Origin of the sequence: Microcoleus sp. AR_TQ3_B6 (assembly GCF_036702785.1) — a bacterium.
Lineage (GTDB): Bacteria > Cyanobacteriota > Cyanobacteriia > Cyanobacteriales > Microcoleaceae > Microcoleus.
The window spans coordinates 40,146-57,883 of the sequence record NZ_JAUBVJ010000002.1; the positions used below are offsets into that span (position 1 = coordinate 40,146).

15 protein-coding genes and 1 pseudogene are annotated in these 17,738 nt (G+C 46.5%); 6 read left to right on the top strand and 10 right to left on the bottom strand.

Going from position 1 to position 17,738, the window contains the following annotated elements; genetic code table 11:
- Nucleotides 1–30: 30 nt before the first annotated feature.
- The gene (locus tag QUB56_RS01410) at nt 31–726 is read left to right on the top strand and encodes a Uma2 family endonuclease (protein WP_332952502.1); all 696 of its coding nucleotides are present in this window, start codon (nt 31–33) and stop codon (nt 724–726) included.
- Between the two features lie 131 nt (nt 727–857).
- Here the strand turns inward: QUB56_RS01410 and QUB56_RS01415 are convergent, their stop codons facing one another.
- Entirely contained in the window at nt 858–1,574 is a 717-nt protein-coding gene (locus QUB56_RS01415) for a Uma2 family endonuclease (RefSeq protein ID WP_332952504.1), read from the bottom strand.
- 150 nt (nt 1,575–1,724) lie between these two features.
- Between QUB56_RS01415 and QUB56_RS01420 the strand changes: the two genes are divergently transcribed.
- Nucleotides 1,725–3,065: a 16S rRNA (cytosine(967)-C(5))-methyltransferase gene (locus QUB56_RS01420; RefSeq protein WP_332952507.1), complete on the top strand. Its 1,341-nt coding sequence runs from the start codon at nt 1,725–1,727 to the stop codon at nt 3,063–3,065.
- A gap of 115 nt (nt 3,066–3,180) precedes the next feature.
- Here the strand turns inward: QUB56_RS01420 and QUB56_RS01425 are convergent, their stop codons facing one another.
- From QUB56_RS01425 to QUB56_RS01455, 7 genes and pseudogenes are all read right to left on the bottom strand, one after another.
- Nucleotides 3,181–5,718, bottom strand: coding sequence for a penicillin-binding protein 1A (locus QUB56_RS01425; RefSeq protein ID WP_332952780.1), 2,538 nt, complete (start codon nt 5,716–5,718; stop codon nt 3,181–3,183).
- A 238-nt stretch (nt 5,719–5,956) separates the two neighbouring features.
- Entirely contained in the window at nt 5,957–6,967 is a 1,011-nt protein-coding gene (gene chlG / locus QUB56_RS01430; RefSeq protein ID WP_332952508.1) for a chlorophyll synthase ChlG, read from the bottom strand.
- A gap of 628 nt (nt 6,968–7,595) precedes the next feature.
- A pseudogene (locus QUB56_RS01435) lies at nt 7,596–7,721 on the bottom strand (DUF29 family protein); the annotation flags it as partial.
- 35 nt (nt 7,722–7,756) lie between these two features.
- Entirely contained in the window at nt 7,757–8,461 is a 705-nt protein-coding gene (locus QUB56_RS01440) for a helix-hairpin-helix domain-containing protein (protein ID WP_332952509.1), read from the bottom strand.
- 151 nt (nt 8,462–8,612) lie between these two features.
- Complete coding sequence (locus QUB56_RS01445; RefSeq protein ID WP_332952511.1) at nt 8,613–8,960, bottom strand: NINE protein; 348 nt, start codon at nt 8,958–8,960, stop codon at nt 8,613–8,615.
- Nucleotides 8,961–9,054: 94 nt separating this feature from the next.
- On the bottom strand, nt 9,055–9,267 hold the full coding sequence (locus QUB56_RS01450; RefSeq protein WP_332952513.1) for a hypothetical protein: 213 nt from the start codon (nt 9,265–9,267) through the stop codon (nt 9,055–9,057).
- Between the two features lie 355 nt (nt 9,268–9,622).
- A complete protein-coding gene (locus QUB56_RS01455) occupies nt 9,623–11,215 on the bottom strand; it encodes a type II CAAX endopeptidase family protein (RefSeq protein WP_332952514.1) in 1,593 nt (530 codons plus the stop codon).
- Nucleotides 11,216–11,533: 318 nt separating this feature from the next.
- Between QUB56_RS01455 and QUB56_RS01460 the strand changes: the two genes are divergently transcribed.
- The 3 genes from QUB56_RS01460 (at nt 11,534) to QUB56_RS01470 (ending at nt 15,442) form a co-directional block, all read left to right on the top strand.
- Nucleotides 11,534–12,895 (top strand): histidine phosphatase family protein, encoded by a 1,362-nt coding sequence (locus QUB56_RS01460; protein ID WP_332952517.1) that lies wholly within the window; start codon nt 11,534–11,536, stop codon nt 12,893–12,895.
- Between the two features lie 226 nt (nt 12,896–13,121).
- The gene (locus QUB56_RS01465; protein ID WP_332952518.1) at nt 13,122–14,435 is read left to right on the top strand and encodes a dihydroorotase; all 1,314 of its coding nucleotides are present in this window, start codon (nt 13,122–13,124) and stop codon (nt 14,433–14,435) included.
- A 251-nt stretch (nt 14,436–14,686) separates the two neighbouring features.
- Nucleotides 14,687–15,442 carry a 4'-phosphopantetheinyl transferase superfamily protein gene (locus QUB56_RS01470; protein ID WP_332952519.1) on the top strand — a complete coding sequence of 252 codons (756 nt, stop codon included), beginning with the start codon at nt 14,687–14,689 and terminating at the stop codon, nt 15,440–15,442.
- Between the two features lie 166 nt (nt 15,443–15,608).
- Here the strand turns inward: QUB56_RS01470 and QUB56_RS01475 are convergent, their stop codons facing one another.
- Both QUB56_RS01475 and QUB56_RS01480 read right to left on the bottom strand, forming a co-directional pair.
- Nucleotides 15,609–16,349, bottom strand: coding sequence for a response regulator transcription factor (locus QUB56_RS01475; protein WP_332952521.1), 741 nt, complete (start codon nt 16,347–16,349; stop codon nt 15,609–15,611).
- Nucleotides 16,350–16,459: 110 nt separating this feature from the next.
- The gene (locus tag QUB56_RS01480; protein WP_172188909.1) at nt 16,460–16,618 is read right to left on the bottom strand and encodes a hypothetical protein; all 159 of its coding nucleotides are present in this window, start codon (nt 16,616–16,618) and stop codon (nt 16,460–16,462) included.
- A 264-nt stretch (nt 16,619–16,882) separates the two neighbouring features.
- On the opposite strand from QUB56_RS01480, the gene QUB56_RS01485 reads away from it, so the two are divergent.
- Nucleotides 16,883–17,629 carry a creatininase family protein gene (locus QUB56_RS01485; protein WP_332952524.1) on the top strand — a complete coding sequence of 249 codons (747 nt, stop codon included), beginning with the start codon at nt 16,883–16,885 and terminating at the stop codon, nt 17,627–17,629.
- Nucleotides 17,630–17,738 lie beyond the last annotated feature (109 nt).

The window sequence follows — 17,738 nt, forward strand, 5'->3', positions numbered from 1 at the left end:
ATTGATGCTACTAGCAATGGAGTCATCCCCATGACAACAACAATTCCCTCTCAAACTTTGCCAGAAATCATCTACCCAGACAGCGACGGAAAACCCATGTCTGACAATACCAAACAGTTCCAATTAATTGTAAAAATTCAAGGCGGAATAGATGCTTTATTCAAAGACAACGAAAATGTCTTTGTAGCAGGTGATTTACTGTGGTATCCCGTCGAAGGAGATAACAAAACTCGCCAAGCACCTGATACTATGGTAGTCTTTGGCAGACCCAAAGGTGACAGAGGTTCCTACAAACAGTGGCTTGAAGATAATATTGCGCCGCAAGTTGTCTTTGAAATCATCTCCCCCGGCAACCGCATGACAGCAATGTTTAAGCTGTTTAAGTTCTATGAGAATTATGGAGTCGAAGAATATTATGTCTACGATCCAGAGGATAATGAGTTAATGGGTTGGGTGCGAAGTGACGGAGGACTCAACTATATTGAATCAATGGAGGGTTGGGTAAGTCCGCGTTTGGAAATCCGTTTTGAAACTGCATCGGGAGAGTTAGAAATTTATCGTCCCGACGGACTGAAGTTTTTGTCTTATGTGGAGTTATCAAGACAAATCGAACAAGCGCAGCAACAAATGGAACAAGAACGAGAGGAGAAAGAGTTAGTACAGCAAAAAGCCGATCGCCTATCGGAAAAATTGCGAGAAATGGGGATAAATCCAGAGGAAATTTGAAACTTTTATAGTCCTGGACGCAGGGGTAGTCAGAAACCGGGTTTTTTGCCCACAAGACACGTTACAGCGGAAAAACGGCCAAAAACCCGGTTTCTTTGGTTGAGGCGGGTTTTCTTTGTGTAGGCGCCGTTTCAACCGCCGAGAAACTTAACAAACTCCCCATGTTCAGCCGAATTAATCCCCTCCTGCAACACCCTCATCACCTGCGCTAAATCACCCTCCAACAAAGCCGCCACAGCCAACCGCAAACCAGGAAAAACTACACTGTGTACAACACCATTCTCATCAGGTTGAATGGAAACATACTTACCTTTATCTAGCCTAAACCAATACAAACGTTTTTTGTTAATCTGCCAAACAATATACTCCTGCACCCCATTTCGCCGATAAGCCTTTTTCTTATCGTGCAAATCGTAAGACGCGGTACTAGCGGCTATTTCAACAATCAATTCCGGCGCACCTTGCACGTAATCATCATCAGTAATGCGCGAATTTCCCCCATTTTCAATTCGCAGCAAAGCGTCTGGCTGCGGTTCATTATCGCCATCTAAAAATACAGTAGTTTCAATACCCAAATCAACACCAGGGGTTGCTACCCAATAGTGGGACAACCATCCTGTAATCCTGGCATGAGGTTGACCGTGACTTCTGTGACGTACTGGCGATGGCATATACACAACTCCTTCTATTAGTTCAGCTTTCTTAACGTGCGGCATGGCGACATAGCGATCGTGAAATTCAGGCTGCGAAAGCCGATCGCCATTTTCCAGAGGCAGCATCTTTTCTGCATCTTCCGAAGGAGTTTGTTGTTCTAGATTTTTTGTATTTTTTACAGATGTTTGAGTCATAAGATATTACCTTTTAATCAAGGGTACAGAAACTCGAAACAGGAAATGGTAAAATAAATAAGCAGTTATTTAGATTATAGTGCGCGAAGGCGGACTTTGTTTGTGTAGACGCGATTTCCCATCGCCGAGAATTTTTATCAGTAACTAACCATGCAAAATCCCCGCCAAATAGCCTTTCTCGCACTCCGCGAAGTCCACCGCCGCGGTGCATTCGCAGATGCCGCACTCGATCGCGCTTTCAGCAATTCTCAACTCAACGACCTCGATCGGCGTTTAGTCACAGAATTAGTTTACGGTAGCGTCAGGAGAATGCGATCGATCGACTTTATCATCGACAAACTAGCCACAAAGAAATCCTTCCAACAACCGCCCGAACTCCGCACCATCCTACATTTAGGCTTATATCAACTCGAATATCTCAACCATATTCCCCCCTCCGCCGCCGTCAACACCACCGTTCAACTAGCAAAAGAAAACGGATTTTCAGGACTCAGCAGTTTTGTCAACGGTTTGTTGCGCCAATACATCCGTTTAACAGATAACGACTTAAACCCATTAAAAGTTACTAATTATAAATCAACCGTTGAACGCCTAGGAATTTTGCACAGCTTCCCCGACTGGCTGGTAGAATTGTGGATAGAACAAATAGGCGAAACCGAAACCGAACAACTCTGTGAATGGTTCAACCAATCCCCCACAATTGACCTGAGAATCAATCCCTTAAAAAGCTCGATCGCCCAAATTGAAACCGCCTTCAAATCCCAAAACATCAGCGTTAGCAGAATCCCACACTTGCCACAAGCATTAAGACTAAATGGCACCATCGGCGCAATTCAAAACCTCCCCGGATACAGCGAAGGTTGGTGGACAATCCAAGACAGCAGCGCTCAATTAGTCACCCATTTACTAGGGCCCCAGCCAGGGGAAACCATCATCGACGCCTGCGCCGCGCCCGGGGGAAAAACCACCCACAGCGCCGAATTAATGCAGGATACAGGCACTATTTATGCCTGCGACAAAACCGCCAGCAGACTCAAAAAACTCACAGAAAATGCAGACAGACTCCAGATGAAATCCATTAAAATTCATACCGGAGACAGCCGCCATTTCCCAGAGTTTGTTAACCTCGCAGACAGAGTTTTATTAGACGCACCTTGTTCCGGCCTCGGAACCCTCCACCGCCGCGCCGACGCCCGCTGGCGCCACACGCCCGAAAACATTCAAACACAATCCCAACTGCAATCGGAATTGCTAGCAAATGCAGCGACATTTGTCAAGTCCGGCGGCGTATTAGTTTATGCAACTTGCACAATTCATCCCTTGGAAAATGAAACAGTTATTCGATCGTTCTTAGACAGCAATCCTCACTGGCAAATAGAACCGCCAACAATTGATTTACCCGTACAGCCATCACCCGAAGGATGGGTAAAAGTTTGGCCGCACCGAAATCAAATGGACGGCTTTTTTATGGTGAGGCTAAAGCAAGATTAGATTTGTAGATTGTGATTTATCGGCCGGAGTGGGGGGGTTTATGAGATTATTGGTTTTAGGCAATTATTGTTGCTGAAACCCGCCCCCGAGGGTGGCAATTGTTGGCAAAACCCGTTTAATATTGCGGTTCTTGATAAGCAGGTTCTTGATAAGCAGGCTCTTGATAAGCAGGCTCTTGATAAGCAGGCTCTTGCGGTGGGTAATACTTCGGTTCAGGATTAGGATTGTAAGGGACGATCGCCCCATCATCATTCACAATCATCCCCCGAATAATCCTATTAGGCTGCACCGGTTTAGCCTTAATACTGCCTTTGCGGCCCTCCAACTGCGGCAACTTCGGAAACTTCTCAACCGGCATTCCCTTAACAGCTTGACTCATAAAATCGCGCCAATTATACGCCGCCGTACCGCTAGTTCCCCATGTGGGATAATTATCATCATTCCCCAGCCAAACGCCAGTCACAACCTGTGGAATGTAACCAATAAACCACAAATCCCTGACATTTTCCGAAGTACCGGTTTTGCCCGCTACAGGGCGATCGGACAAAGCCGCAGGCCCCCCCGTACCGTCTTGCACAACACCCTCCAACATCCAAGTAGTAATCGCAGCGCTATCCTTATCCAAAACCCGCTTCGGTTTAAAATTAGCCTGATAAATCACATCTCCCCGCTGATTAATCACCCGAGTAATTCCGTGGGCTTCAATAAAATTCCCTTGCGATGCTAAAGTACCGTAAGCATTGGTTAACTCCAGCAAATTCACCTCCGAAGAACCCAAAGCTAGGGAATAAATCGGACTCAATTTAGACTTAATTCCCATATCGTGGGCTAATTTTATCGTCGGTTCAAACCCCACATCCATCAACACCTTCACAGCTACGACATTCACCGAACGTGTCAAAGCATCAGACATCGATCGCCAACCGCTAAATTTTTTGCCATAATTATTCGGTTGATAGCCGTCGATAATAATTGGTTCGTCTTCGTAACTGTCATAGGGAGAAAAACCAGCCGCCATCGCCGCGGCATAAACCAACCCTTTAAACGTCGATCCGGGCTGCCGCAAAGCCTGGGTAGCGCGATTAAACTGACTTTCCTTAAAATTTCCGCCGCCCACCAGCGCCTTAACTTCCCCAGTCTGAGTGTCCATAGAAACTAAAGCCGCCTGTTCAAAACCCTGACGGCGGCCATCTACTTCGATCGCATTTTTAATAACCTCTTCCGCTATTTTCTGCCACTTCAAATCCACCGTCGTTTCAACAGTCAAACCCCCAGCTTCCAAAGCATCCTGAGAAACATAGCGGGGCAATTCCTTCCGAATGTAACTAGCAAAATAAGGCGCCGCCACTTGAAACCGTTTCGGCGGACTTGGTTTAACCGCCATAGGTTCCGCCATCGCCTCCTTCGCCTGAGCCTCTGTAATTACCTTCGCTTCCTGCATTTGTTGGAGCACAAGATTGCGGCGTTGCTTAGCCATATCCGGATTAACCAAAGGCGAATATTCGCTCGGTGCCGGCGGCAAACCCGCCAAAGTTGCCATCTCTGCCAAAGTTAATTGATCGACTGTTTTGCTAAAGAAAACCAAAGCCGCATCTGCCACTCCGTAGGCATCCGAACCCAAATAAACCAGATTTAAATACCTTTCTAAAACTTGGTCTTTACTCAACTCCCGCTCTATTTTCTGAGCTAAAAGAGCTTCCCTAAGCTTCCGCCTAATACTTCTTTCCTGATTGAGAAAAACAACGCGAGCCAATTGTTGCGTAATTGTACTGCCGCCCTGCACTAAATCTCTCGCTATCAAATTAGAAACCATCGATCGCACAATACCTTGATAATCCACCCCCCGATGTTTGTAAAAACGGCGGTCTTCTATGGAAATAAAAGCTTTAACCAACAGTTCGGGAATTTCTTGAAGTTTCAGTTTATCTCTAGTTGCCGGTCCCGACTGCAACAAAATCGTATTATCTGCCGCCTTAATTGTCAGTGTCCCGTCGCGGTTAAAGGCCGACAAATCGTTAACATCCGGCAAACCTTTGTCTAAGGTGTACAAAATCCATAAACAGTAGATTAAAGCGCCCCCGCCTATACTTGCCACACCTAAACTTATCCAAAATCTAGGGCTGCGGGAGATCCGTTTTTTAGTATTTTCCTGCGCTGCGCTATTTTCCTGTAGTGCCGTATTTCTCTGCAGTTCGGTGTTCTGCGCTGCGCTATTTTCCGGCAATTCGCTACTATCGGATTTTTGGGGTAATTTAGTTGCCAGCAAACTTAATCCCGGCCGCAACAATTCTTTTCCCTTCGTTTGCAAGCTGGTAACTTGAGGTTCAATTTCCAACCAAGCAATTAAGCGCTTCAACCCTTCCCAATCGCGCTTGACTATTGGATATCGAGCGTATTCTGGCTCTAAATATTCTGACTCTAAATATTCTGGCTCTTCTACAGGTGCAGCATCTTCCGATACCACATACTCCGATCGCTCCTCCCTTATCCCTGTATAAAATTCCGCCTCCGATTCCGGCGATTTGAGCTTATTGCCCTTCGCAGCCTTCGGCGGTTCTCCATCGGAATTACCGCTTATTGCGTTAGTGACTTTGCTCAACTTATCTTTGATATTTGAGAAAAATTCTGCCACGTTCAGACCTTCAAACCTCATCAAGTCCGATTAAAAATTAAAAATTAAAAAAGCTAGCTTTCTTTAATTCTTAATTTTTAATTCGACATTTTTTCTTGAATAACACGCTGCCTTGAATTAGATTTTTTGAATTAATTTTTTTTTAATTCATAAGTCAAAATTCAAAACTTTTCTTAACACTACAGAGCTTGGTATTTTTTTGAGAAGTGAATTAGATTTTTTACATTCAAAATTTTTAATTCAAACCTCAAAACTCTGCTTAACTCGCATGACCCAGTGCCAAGGCTGCTACCAGCATACCCAAAACCAGGAAAGGCTGAGCACTTGCCTGATATTTAACATCATTTTCCAGGGGATTGCGCAAAAAGTACATATCCTGAAAAGTAATTTGGGGAATTATCAGCAGCAGCAGAATGACAGCGTAAAGGTTTTGGTGGATGCTAATCAGGTAGCCTGCAATCCCAGCTTGAAATATGTCGATCATCAACACGCAAATCCAAGCTGCGGTGCTAATGCCAAACATCACTGGCAAAGATTTTAACCCTAATTGCCGATCGCCTTCAACACTTTTGAAATCGTTGACTATCGCAATCCCCAGCCCTGCCAAACTGTAAAACAGGGTCAAGATCATAATGGTGGGATCTAGTTTACCAAACAAAGCTTGACCCGCCCACCAAGGCAGGGCAATGTAGCTAGCACCCAGGGCATAATTTCCCAACCAGCCATTCTGCTTGAGTTTCAGCGGAGGCGCAGAGTAGATATAAGCTAGAAACGCGCCGCCGAGAGTCAAAACAGTCATTGTCGGGAATTCATGACCCGCCCACAAGTCTAGAGCATAAGCCACCCCAATGCCAGCGGCCAATAATACCAATATTTGCGTTACTACTTGGGGAATCGAGATGATACCGGAGGGAATCGGACGGTAGGGTTCGTTAATGGCGTCGATGTCGCGATCGTAAAAATCGTTTAAAGTTTGAGTGTACCCTGCCAGCAACGGCCCTGACATCAACATACAAGCTGCTGCGATCGAGAAATTCTCTAGGTTCCAAACATAGTTTCCAGAAGACGCCGCCCCGCACACAACGCCCCAAATTAGGGGAATCCAGGTAATCGGTTTCATCAGTTGCAAGCGAATCTTCCAGATGGAAGTTTCCCCACTAGCGGCCCCTTTCATGCCCAACAGTTGCCGAGTTTTAGCACTGCGGTTTTCGGTAGCAGCACTGGACGGTGCAGCTTCTGGGGAGATTTGGGATGGAGGAGAGTCAGACATAATTTGATGTTAGCGGTACTGCTACTATTGTGTCGTTTTGCATTTCAATAATAATTCAGATAGCTTACCACTGATATTTAAGGTCGAGTCTTGAAAACTTATTCCAGTTCAAAAAAATCATGCAACTGTAGGCAAGCTTCAAACCCCGATTCTCACGAGTCATTCCCAATTCTCAAATCTCTAATCTCAAATGGTAGTACCCCCCGATTCGAGTTGATTCTAGGGAAAAGTACGCTTTTCACCAATATATGTTAATATCATTATTTTGTGTAAATGTCAAGAGGATAAATACTTTTTTAATAATTTCCCTGGGTCCGCCTGCTGGGGGAGATTTTTGCCTGCAGGTGCATTGAAGGTCAATTACCAGGAGGCGATCGACCTTTTTTGCCATGCTACGCTTGAATCCTCTCATCTGGCAGAAAATCAATCAATCAATCGATTTTAGATTTTAGATTTTAGATTTTAGATTTTAGATTTTAGAGATGCTACCACTTCTTTTATCCGGTTGAAATTGCCACTTAACAAAGTCGAGGAGAATTACCACCAGATGACTTTCTCAACTGGGGCGTTCACTTCGCCCCATGTCTTCTATTTCTGCTTGAGATTTTAGATTTTAGATTTTAGAGATGCTACCACTTCTTTTATCCGGTTGAAATTGCCACTTAAGCAAGCCCAGGAGAATTACCACCAGATTACTTTCTCAACTGGGGCGTTCACTTCGCCCCATGTCTTCTATTTCTGAAATCAGATTTTCAGGCGTGGATGTTTGAATAGTCGTTCCCCTGCAAATTAACAAATATGGCGGTAGGAATCAAAAGGCAGTCCCGTCCGCCGCTTGACTTCGACAACTGATTTGTAAGCGCCTTTTCTCTGCCTTTCTCTAACTATTTTTTCGGCAACAACCCGATCTAAACCGCTGGCGATTAACTCTTCCGGCGAAAGAATATTTAACCGTTTCCAAGTAAACTGCGCTTCTTTTTGATAATTGTAGCTGAAGCAAATCATCGGGGCGATGCGTCGAACGTGACTTTCGGGGACTCCGGCTATTTCTGATAACTCTTCGGCGTGGGTAAAAATGTAGCCTTCGTTTTGCAAAGATTCAATATCGTTGGCGTAGACGATCGGCAAACCCAAGATTCTGACCATATCGTCTTTGGTACACTCATTAATATCTATCTTGCCGCGCACGTTTGCCAGTTCTTCGGCATTTGTTGCAGTTGCCGGAACCAGTAAACCTCTGGGTGCGGTTTTGATGAGATAGCGCTTTTTCAAACTAAAAGCAGTGACAATTTGAGCAATCCAAACGAGCGTACCCAAATTAGCTGATGAAGATACCGCTAGTGCTGCTAAAGTAATGGCAACACCCCATCCCATCCAACTGCGAATATTTGACTTTTGGCCTGCATAGGCGATCGCCAATCCGCCGAAGTAGGGAATAAAAGCATACCACACCCAATTTGGAGTTTGACGCAGCCAGTATAAATCTTGAGACACTTTAGTTATATCCTTAAATATCTGTGATCTCACACTTATTTCAATCCCACTTTTTTAATAGTGGGCTTTCTTCTTCCTTCTTCCTTCTTCCTTCTTCCTTCCTTCTTCTTCCTTCTTCCTTCTTCCTTCTTCCTTCTTCCTTCCTTCTTAATTACAATTCTCGCAGCAGTTTTTGGCGTTTTTCTTCATATTCTTCGGCCGTAATTGCGCCCTGATCGTAAAGTTTTTTTAATTCGCCGATCGCCCCAGTAACATCTTTTGCCGCTCTGAGGACATACCCAGATGGCAAAGTTCCGCCATTGTATTGTACCTGAAAAGCTTGTTCTGACATCAGCAGCAGGCCGAGAAAATCGAAAAATGCGATCAGTGACGGAATTAATGTCCAAGAAAATAGCAAGTATAATACCCCTGCTAAGTTATTGCCCAAATAAAATTTGTGAATTCCGAAACCTCCTACAAAGAAAGCTAACACAACTGCTACGGTTTTATCTTTTACCATTTTTACTTTCCCCATTTTTTTATTTTAACTTCCGCGATCGACCTTTAACCCTCGACCTTTAACGAGCGAGTTAAGTAATCTTACTAATTTTTACTCATTTATTTGGATTTTTGCGAAACTTAGACATCGCAAAATACAGCAGAACTATACCGGCTTGAGCTTGTAGAATGACCAAGTAGCCTCTCAAGAAATAATTTAGTTCGCTGCCTGAATTGAGAGAAAATATTAAAAGGCCCAAGGCTGCGTAGGGTGCGAAACGCATCCAACTCGGCGTTCCCTCTAACTTGCGGCTGTTCAAATTGCTCATTGGGTTTAAGCCTCATCCTAAATTAAAATTTACCTATAAATTAGCCGGATTGTCAACTTCCGTGTGGTACAAGCGCCCGGGTCAGTCTCTCAATCATCAGCGGACAAGATATTACTTCCATGTTAAACCAAGTTTTTCCGCTAAAATAAGCGACCCGGGCCCCTAGGGAGCTGGCTCTGTTGCTGATATTACAGATTAGGGTGAACCCGCCCCTACTGGAATTCGGGTTATTTTACCGGACTAGATATCAGGGGCGCACCGAACACCCTACTGCTGTTTTTGGCAAGAGTTTATCGCCCTGACCATCGCTATCAAAAAAAGCCGGTTAATTCACAATTATTAACAACCGTCCGAATTAACTCGCGCCGCCGCCCAAAAGAAACAGACTCAGGAGAGTACCGCTGTTCCAAAGACTGTGGAGAAGCATAGGAGCGAGGAGATTGCGCGAGCGCGTGTACACAAACCCCAAAACCGCACCCAAAGTCGCCAAAGGCAGAATCTCAGAGACACTCAAGTGAGCCACCGCAAACAAGAAAGCAGAAGCGGCGATCGCCCCCCAAACAGGCAAATAGCGAGTCAGAGAAGGCAGCAGAAAGCCCCGAAACACAATTTCCTCAAAAACCGGAGCGGCGATCGCAGCAGTGCCGAAAAACACCGCCAAAGCCACGTTGTCCCTACCTTCGAGAACTATCGGCAAAATCGGATTGCTGCCACCTTGTCCCTGCCAAAATTGCTGATTGATCAGCGACACCAAAACGACCAAAGGCAAAGCAACAAAATAGCCGCCAAAACCCCACAAAAACCAACTTCCCCGCCAATTAATCCGAAACCAACCTTCAGGCAAAGGCAAAAAAGACTTGACCGAAAAATACAGTACCGAAAGCCCCCCAGCCGACAGCAACAAATAAGTAGCAAAGATATAAAAAGCCTTCTCGCGCGGATCAAAAGTAGCAGGATTGAGTTTTAAAACAGCCAGAGAAACAGGCAGCAACAAATAGGGAATCAAGATTTGCCCGACAAAGAAAAAGCCGACCACAAGTACCTGCCAAACAATCTCACCATCCCAAGGCACATCCCAAGTCAAGCTCGCATTTCGCGCCAACACCGGGCCGGAACCTGCTGGATCTAACTGCTGCCGCTGCAACAGCCACTGCACGGTCAAACCAACCAGCAAAACCGTGCCAATACAAAGTGCGATCGCCGGAACGCCAACTATAATTGCCAACTTTTCTACAGCTTGCTCTGCCGTTGCTTGCTCTGCAGCTTGCAGCGCCACCAGCTCTTTAGAACGTTCTTGCAGCTTGTAAAGTTGAGCTAGAGCGCGATAGCGAAACCAGCCATCCAAAGACTTTTTAATGTTCTGCTCGGCATCCGGTAGCAGTTGAGCCGGATTGCTCCAAATTCCCGTTAAAACTTTAGCAGTTACCGCCGAAGAGTCGTAATCAATTTGAGTATTGTACCGCTCAACTAAATTTTTCCAAGTTTGGAGCGCCGCCTGAGTTTTGCCGCTGCTTGCCTGCAAAATTCCTAAGCGCAAATCAAGTTCGTTTAGCAGCGCTGACTGTTGCTCTATCGTCTCTGACAAAGCCTTATTTTGAGCAATATTCAGAGTATTGTCAGCAGACTTAGAGGCGATGGCAGACTGAATTCCTTTAAATTGTGATTGAGTTGTTTCGAGAGTTTTGCGAGTCGAGTCTCGCGCTTCTTGATATTGCGTCAAAGCCGTATTTAAAGGATCTGCACCGACAATATTGTTGCGCGCCGAACTTAAATTAGCACTCTGATTATTTTCTCCTTGCCACTCAGAGGCGTGAAGCAGCAAATTTGTCTGGTAGAGTTCCAGCCGGCTTTGAATTTGTGGCTGATTCCAACTAGCAACTAAAGATAAACCGACCAGAGCGATCGCGATCGCCGTTAAAATACCTAAAATTACCCGCTTCAGTGTCATTCCTGCTTTTCCGTCCCGCGCGAATCCGTGGCTAAATCTTTTCCGTCTTTAATCATAGGTCGTTGCAGACGAGAGTATCCCGACAACTGGTAAAATTTCACTGGCTTATCTTTTTGACTCGCCTCAACAAGACTTACGCCACAAATCCTCCCTCCGCCATGTATGCGTAAGGTTTCCACCGAGAGTGCAGCGGTGCTTGTAGCGCCCCCTACAGGAGTAGTGCGGCATAAGCCGATGTATGAGGTAAGATCCGCACGGCGCAACCTCCGCTGGGTAGCAGGCTAAATCTAAAATCTAAAATCTAAAATCTAAAATCGAATGACTCGCATTATCTTAGTCCGTCACGGCAAAAGCACATACAATCAAGAACGTCGCATCCAAGGCCGCCTGGATAAATCGATTTTGACAGAAGCAGGCCGCAGCGGCGCCCTGCAAGTAGGCGACACACTCAGCAGTATCGCCTTTGATGCCGCCTATACCAGTCCCCTACAACGAGCCAAAGAAACAGCCGAAATTATCCTGTCGCGCTTGACAAATCCGCCACAACTCCAGCCAACCGATAAATTGATGGAAATCGATTTGCCTCTGTGGGAAGGAATGCTGCGCCAAGAGGCGATCGAAAAATTCCCCGAAGCATATCAGCAGTGGCAAAAACAGCCAGACAAATTTTCCATGAAACTGCCATCTGCTGACGGAGAAATCGAACACTTCCCAGTATTAGCCATTTTTGCTAGCGCCCGACAGTTTTGGAAAGAAATTTTATCGCGCCACCGGGACGGAACAATTCTAGTAGTAGGTCACAACGGAATTAACCGCGCGCTCATCGCTACAATATCGGAAATTTCCCCGGATTACTATCAATCGATTCAACAGTCAAATTGCGGGATTAGTGTCATTAATTTTGGAACTTCCCCTGTTGCCACCGATGAGCAAGCCGATCCGAAAAAGAAATTTGCAGTTCAATTAGAATCGCTAAATTTAACGGCCCATAACGGAGAAATTTTTCCCAAACCGAGAGACGGACACCGGGGCCCGCGCTTGTTGCTGGTGCGTCACGGCGAAACAGACTGGAATAAAGCAGGTAAATTTCAGGGACAAATTGACGTGCCTCTCAACGATAACGGCCGCGAACAATCCCGGCGGGCAGCAGAATTTCTCAAGGATGTAAAATTAGATTTTGCGATCAGCAGTTCGATGCTGCGCCCGAAAGAAACTGCAGAAATTATTCTCAAATATCACAGCGGTTTGCAACTAGAACTCCGCGACGAGTTGAGAGAAATCAGCCACGGACTTTGGGAAGGAAAATTTGAATCAGAAATAGAACAATCCTATCCGGGTTTGCTAGAGGAATGGAAAACATCTCCAGAAACAGTGCAAATGCCCGAAGGAGAGAATTTGCAGCACGTTTGGACTCGGGCGATCGCATCTTGGCGAGAAATTGTACAATCAGTTTCTGGTACGGGGATTGTGGTTGCTCACGATGCCATTAACAAAGCAATTCTCTGCCACCTATTCGGTTTGGAACCAGAACATTTCTGGAAATTCAAACAAGGAAACGGAGCCGTTAGCGTGATAGATTATCCCCACGGCCCCGATGGTTTGCCGGTATTACAAGCGATGAATATCACAACTCATTTGAGCGGCGGCGTTTTTGACCAAACAGCCGCAGGAGCACTGTAATTAGTAAAGTGCTGGGCGCGAACCCGTAGCGGAAGGAACGCCCACCGCTACGCTTCGCCCGCCTGAAAAAAGTTTAAAAGTCGATAACAACCGCGCCCGATGGTTAGGAAATTCTTAATTGCTGAAACCGTTGATTTTATTCCTTCTTCCTTCTTCCTTCGTGTCCTTCGCGTCTTCGCGGTTCGTACCTCCTTCTTCCTTCTTCAAAATATTTGAATCTTAAGTTATGAGCCGCGAACTGCTACAAAATGTACGAGTGCTAGATCCAGTTTCAGAGATCGATCGCATCGCTGATATTCTGATTGCTGAAGGTAATATCAAAGCAGTTGAGGAAAAAATAGCTGAGTATCCCGCTGACACGGAAGTGCGGGATTGCCAGGGACTGATTTTGGGGCCGGGGTTAACTGATATCTACAGCCACAGCGGAGAACCGGGTTTTGAGGATCGAGAAACCCTGGAATCCTTGATACAGGCTGCGGCGGCTGGCGGTTTTACGCGGCTGGCGATTTTGCCGGATACCTCGCCGCCAATTGACAATTTGGCCGGTTTAGCATTGTTGCAGCAACATATCCGCAATTTGTCGCCCGGGGGGCCCCGCTTGTATTTTTGGGGCGCGCTGACAGCGGGCGTTAAAGGGCAGCAGATGGCTGAGTTGGGCGAGCTGGTCTCCTCTGCGGTGGTGGGTTTTGCGGACGGTTTGCCGCTGTCTAATCCGGCTCTGGTGAGGCGTTTGCTTGAGTATATCCAGCCTTTGGGCAAGTCTGTGGCTTTGTGGCCGTGCGATCGAACTTTAGCAGGAAAGGGCGCGGCGCGGGAGGGTGCGGTGTCGGTGCGCTTGGGTTTGCCAGGAATTCCGGCGAGTGCGGAAACTTCGGCATTGGCGGCAATGCTTGAGTTGGTGGCATCTGCGGGCACTCCGGTGCACATTATGCGGGTTTCTACGGCGCGCAGTGTGGAATTGATTCGAGATGCGAAGGCGCGGGGTTTGCCGGTGACTGCGAGTGTGACTTGGATGCACTTGCTGTTGAATGTCGGGGCAATTTCAGGAAACTCTAAAGATTCCGGCGGGAAAAATGCTCTCACTGCTTCGTTGGCCTACGACCCGAATTTACACCTAGAACCGCCGTTGGGCAATCTCAGCGACCAATTAGCCCTGATTCAAGCTGTGAAAGATGGGGTAATTGATGCGATCGCGATCGACCACAACCCGCATACTTATGAGGAGAAAACTGTGGCTTTTGCTGATAGTCCGCCCGGGGCGATCGGTTTGGAATTAGCTTTGCCTTTACTGTGGCACGGACTGGTAGAAACCGGCGAATTTTCGGCTTTAGAACTGTGGCGAGTTTTGAGCGCAGGGCCGGCCGTTTGTCTCGGGCAAACCTGCGCCAGGGTTGCACCAGGTGTCTCTGCTGAGCTGATTCTGTTCGACCCGGATATGAGTTGGACTGTTGATGGGTCTAGTCTGAAGTCGCGATCGGCAAATACGCCTTGGTTGGGACAGCAATTAGCGGGCAAGGTTGTGCAGACTTGGATTTATTGACAATCAAGCAATTTGATCCCGGGCCCGGGGATTTATCACTGGGGTGGCTTTCTTCCATTCTTTAATCTAAAATCAAAAATCAAAAATCTAAAATCGATTAACCTTTGGAATTAAGACTTATTTAACGAACCGCTTTCGGATCGTTCGGCGGAGCCGTTCCCGAAGGGTAGGGCGCGAAGGAAGAGAAAGAAGATCGAGAAGAAGATCTGTAATTTGGTACGTGGAAGCTTTGGATAAGGCAGGGTAAATATATGATTGCTGTTGTTACTTCGTGGAATTCCCCACCGCTAGACTTGACATTGGATTTGGGCGAAATTCATGTTTGGCGCGTCTCTCTGGCTCAAACAGAATCTTGCTTGCAGAGTTTACAACAGACTCTCTCTACCGACGAGCGGACAAAAGCCGATCGCTTTGTGTTTCCAAAAGATCGATCGCAATTTATTGTGACTCGTGGCGCGCTGAGAGCGATTCTTAGTCGCTATCTTAACATACGTGCTGACATTTTGCGCTTTGACTACAATCCCTACGGCAAACCTTCTCTCATCGTCACCCAAGGTGGAAATACCCTGCGTTTCAATTTGTCTCACTCTCGGGGGATAGCTCTAATTGCTATTACCAAAAATCGAGATATTGGTGTGGATATTGAAGGCATAAATCCAAATTTTTCTTGTCTGGAGATTGCTGAAAAGTTTTTTTCACCATTAGAAAATTCTGTGTTGCGTTCGCTCCCCGAACCTCTCCAAGCCACTGCTTTTTTCACCTGCTGGACTCGCAAAGAAGCCTACATTAAAGCAGTCGGAAAAGGACTTTCTATTCCGCTGAATCAGTTTGATGTCAGCCTCGCACCAGGAGAACCAGCAGCGCTGTTAAATGTTGAAGGAAACCCCGAAGAAGCATCGAAATGGTCTTTAATTGAATTATTTCCCAGTTCAGATATGGTGGCGGCTGTTGCGGTTGCAGGAGATTGCTGGAAACTTGATTGTTGGGAGTGGACAGGGGAGTTTTGAGTTATGCAGAGTAAAAGAGAACGGCAACGATGGCTGGAATAGCTCTACTGGTTGCACCTCCAAGCTATTGTGTGGCGCACCCTACACAGACAAATAAGGACACAAGAATGTTGTGTCCCTACGTCAATTCGACTCCAACTTGCAACCCTACAACTGATTTAAAAATTCAACCAAATCGATAGCCGAACCCACGTACCGTAATGATATATTCCGGTTGGCCCGGATCGATTTCCAACTTTTCGCGCAGCCAACGGATGTGCACGTCAACTGTTTTGCTGTCTCCGATAAAATCTTGACCCCAAATTTTTTCCAGCAACTGATCGCGTGACCAAACTCGCCGGGGATAACTCATAAATAGTTCTAGTAAGCGAAACTGTTTAGGAGAAAATTTCACTTCTAGACCGCGAACCAACACCCGGCACTCTTCAGGATACAGAGTTATGCTCTTATATTGCAGCATCCTCGGTTCCGGTAACCGACCGAGGCGCTGGCGTCGCATCAGCGCCCGACACCGAGCGATAAACTCCCGCATTCCAAAAGGCTTGGTCAGATAATCATCCGATCCGGCTTCTAGGTAAAAAGCGCAATTGTTGGCACTTCCTCTAGCACCGATAATCAAAATAGGGACGGGATTTCCTTGATGCCGTAACATTCGACACAGATCCAAACCGTTAATTGAATCCATAATTAACAGGTTGAAGGCAAATTCGCCGTGGTATGACGAAGAAGCCTGTACAGAAGGCAGAGCGTTGCGCCCGTCGCTAGTAACCACCACCTCGTAGCCCTGTTCTTTAAGGGCTAAAGCTAGCATTTCCCGCAACAGGTCTTCACCTTCCAATAATAAGATTCGGCCAGCTTGTCCAACAGCCAACCTAGAAGGACTTTCGCTTAATTCAGCAGAAGACATAAATATCAGGGGGAGTTATGTTTGTATGTGGCTAGCGAGAGGGGCCTTGTTCGGTAGCTGAGGCACTCTCGCGCGGAGATCGCTTGTACGATCCCTATTTGTTCGATCGCTTAGAATCCTTCCCCAGTCCATCCCACAGACACGCGCTCGACCTTTGCTACTTGCTCGTGCAAGGAATACAGCCGTAGAGCAGTTGCCGGAGCCGCGCTGTCTGCCTGCGTCCTGGCCTCAGAAGTCTGGTCATTTTTAGGGGTCGGTGTTAATTTCATAAAACATTGCCCGCTGTTAATCGACCAGGTAACACCCAATCTATAGGGAGATGCTTGCTATACTACTCTTAAAAGGTTATTAAAAGGTAAAGTTTTGGTAATCAAGTCGTTAAATTATTAAGGTTAAGTAATATAACTATAAAGTTGCGATCGCCCTGTAGAACCTTTTTTAACAAGACAATAAGAAATTTGCCCAAAGTCCTTTTTTTTCCCGTGCCGGCTACGATCGACGATAGCAAGTAAAAATTCTGTAGACTGCCTATCATGTTGCTGCATTTGAGTACCTGGGCCGAGGTAGAAGCTTATCTCGATAGCTCCCGAGGCATAATTATCCCGATCGGCTCCACCGAACAGCACGGGCCCACCGGCTTGATCGGCACTGACGCCATTGCTGCGAGTGCGATCGCCCGCGGTGTCGGCGAAGCTGCCCATGCCTTAATCGGCCCGACAATTAATGTAGGCATGGCCTTGCACCACACCAGCTTTCCCGGCACAATCAGCCTCCGACCGCAGACGCTGATACTTGTAATCAGGGATTATATCACCTCTTTGGCAAAAGCGGGATTTGTAAAATATTTCTTCATTAACGGTCATGGTGGCAACATTGCCACGATGAAAGCAGCATTTTCCGAGACTTACGCGCATTTGTCAGACTTGAATTTACCGAATGCCGAAAGAATCCAGTGTCAAATCGGCAACTGGTTCATGTGCGGTTCAGTCTACAAACTCGCAAAAGAACTGTACGGAAACCAAGAAGGTTCTCACGCCACCCCCAGCGAAATCGCCTTAACCCAGTACCTTTATCCAGAAGCAATCAAGCAAGCTCCGCTTTCGGAAGAAGTCGCTTCCGGGCACAAAATTTACGGGGCTGCTGATTTCCGCCGCCGATTTCCCGACGGCAGAATGGGTTCAAATCCCGCCTTAGCAACTCCAGAACACGGCCAGCAGTTTTACGAATTAGCAGTCAAAGAATTGACTGATAATTATTTGGAGTTTTTAAATTCCGATTAACGTTTTTTCTTCTCGTTACCAGGATCTTCCTGCCCACATTCCGCACCCTGAACTGTCACACTAAGAATTTTGGGAGTTTAGCTAAATTGAACTGGCGATCGCAAGTCCA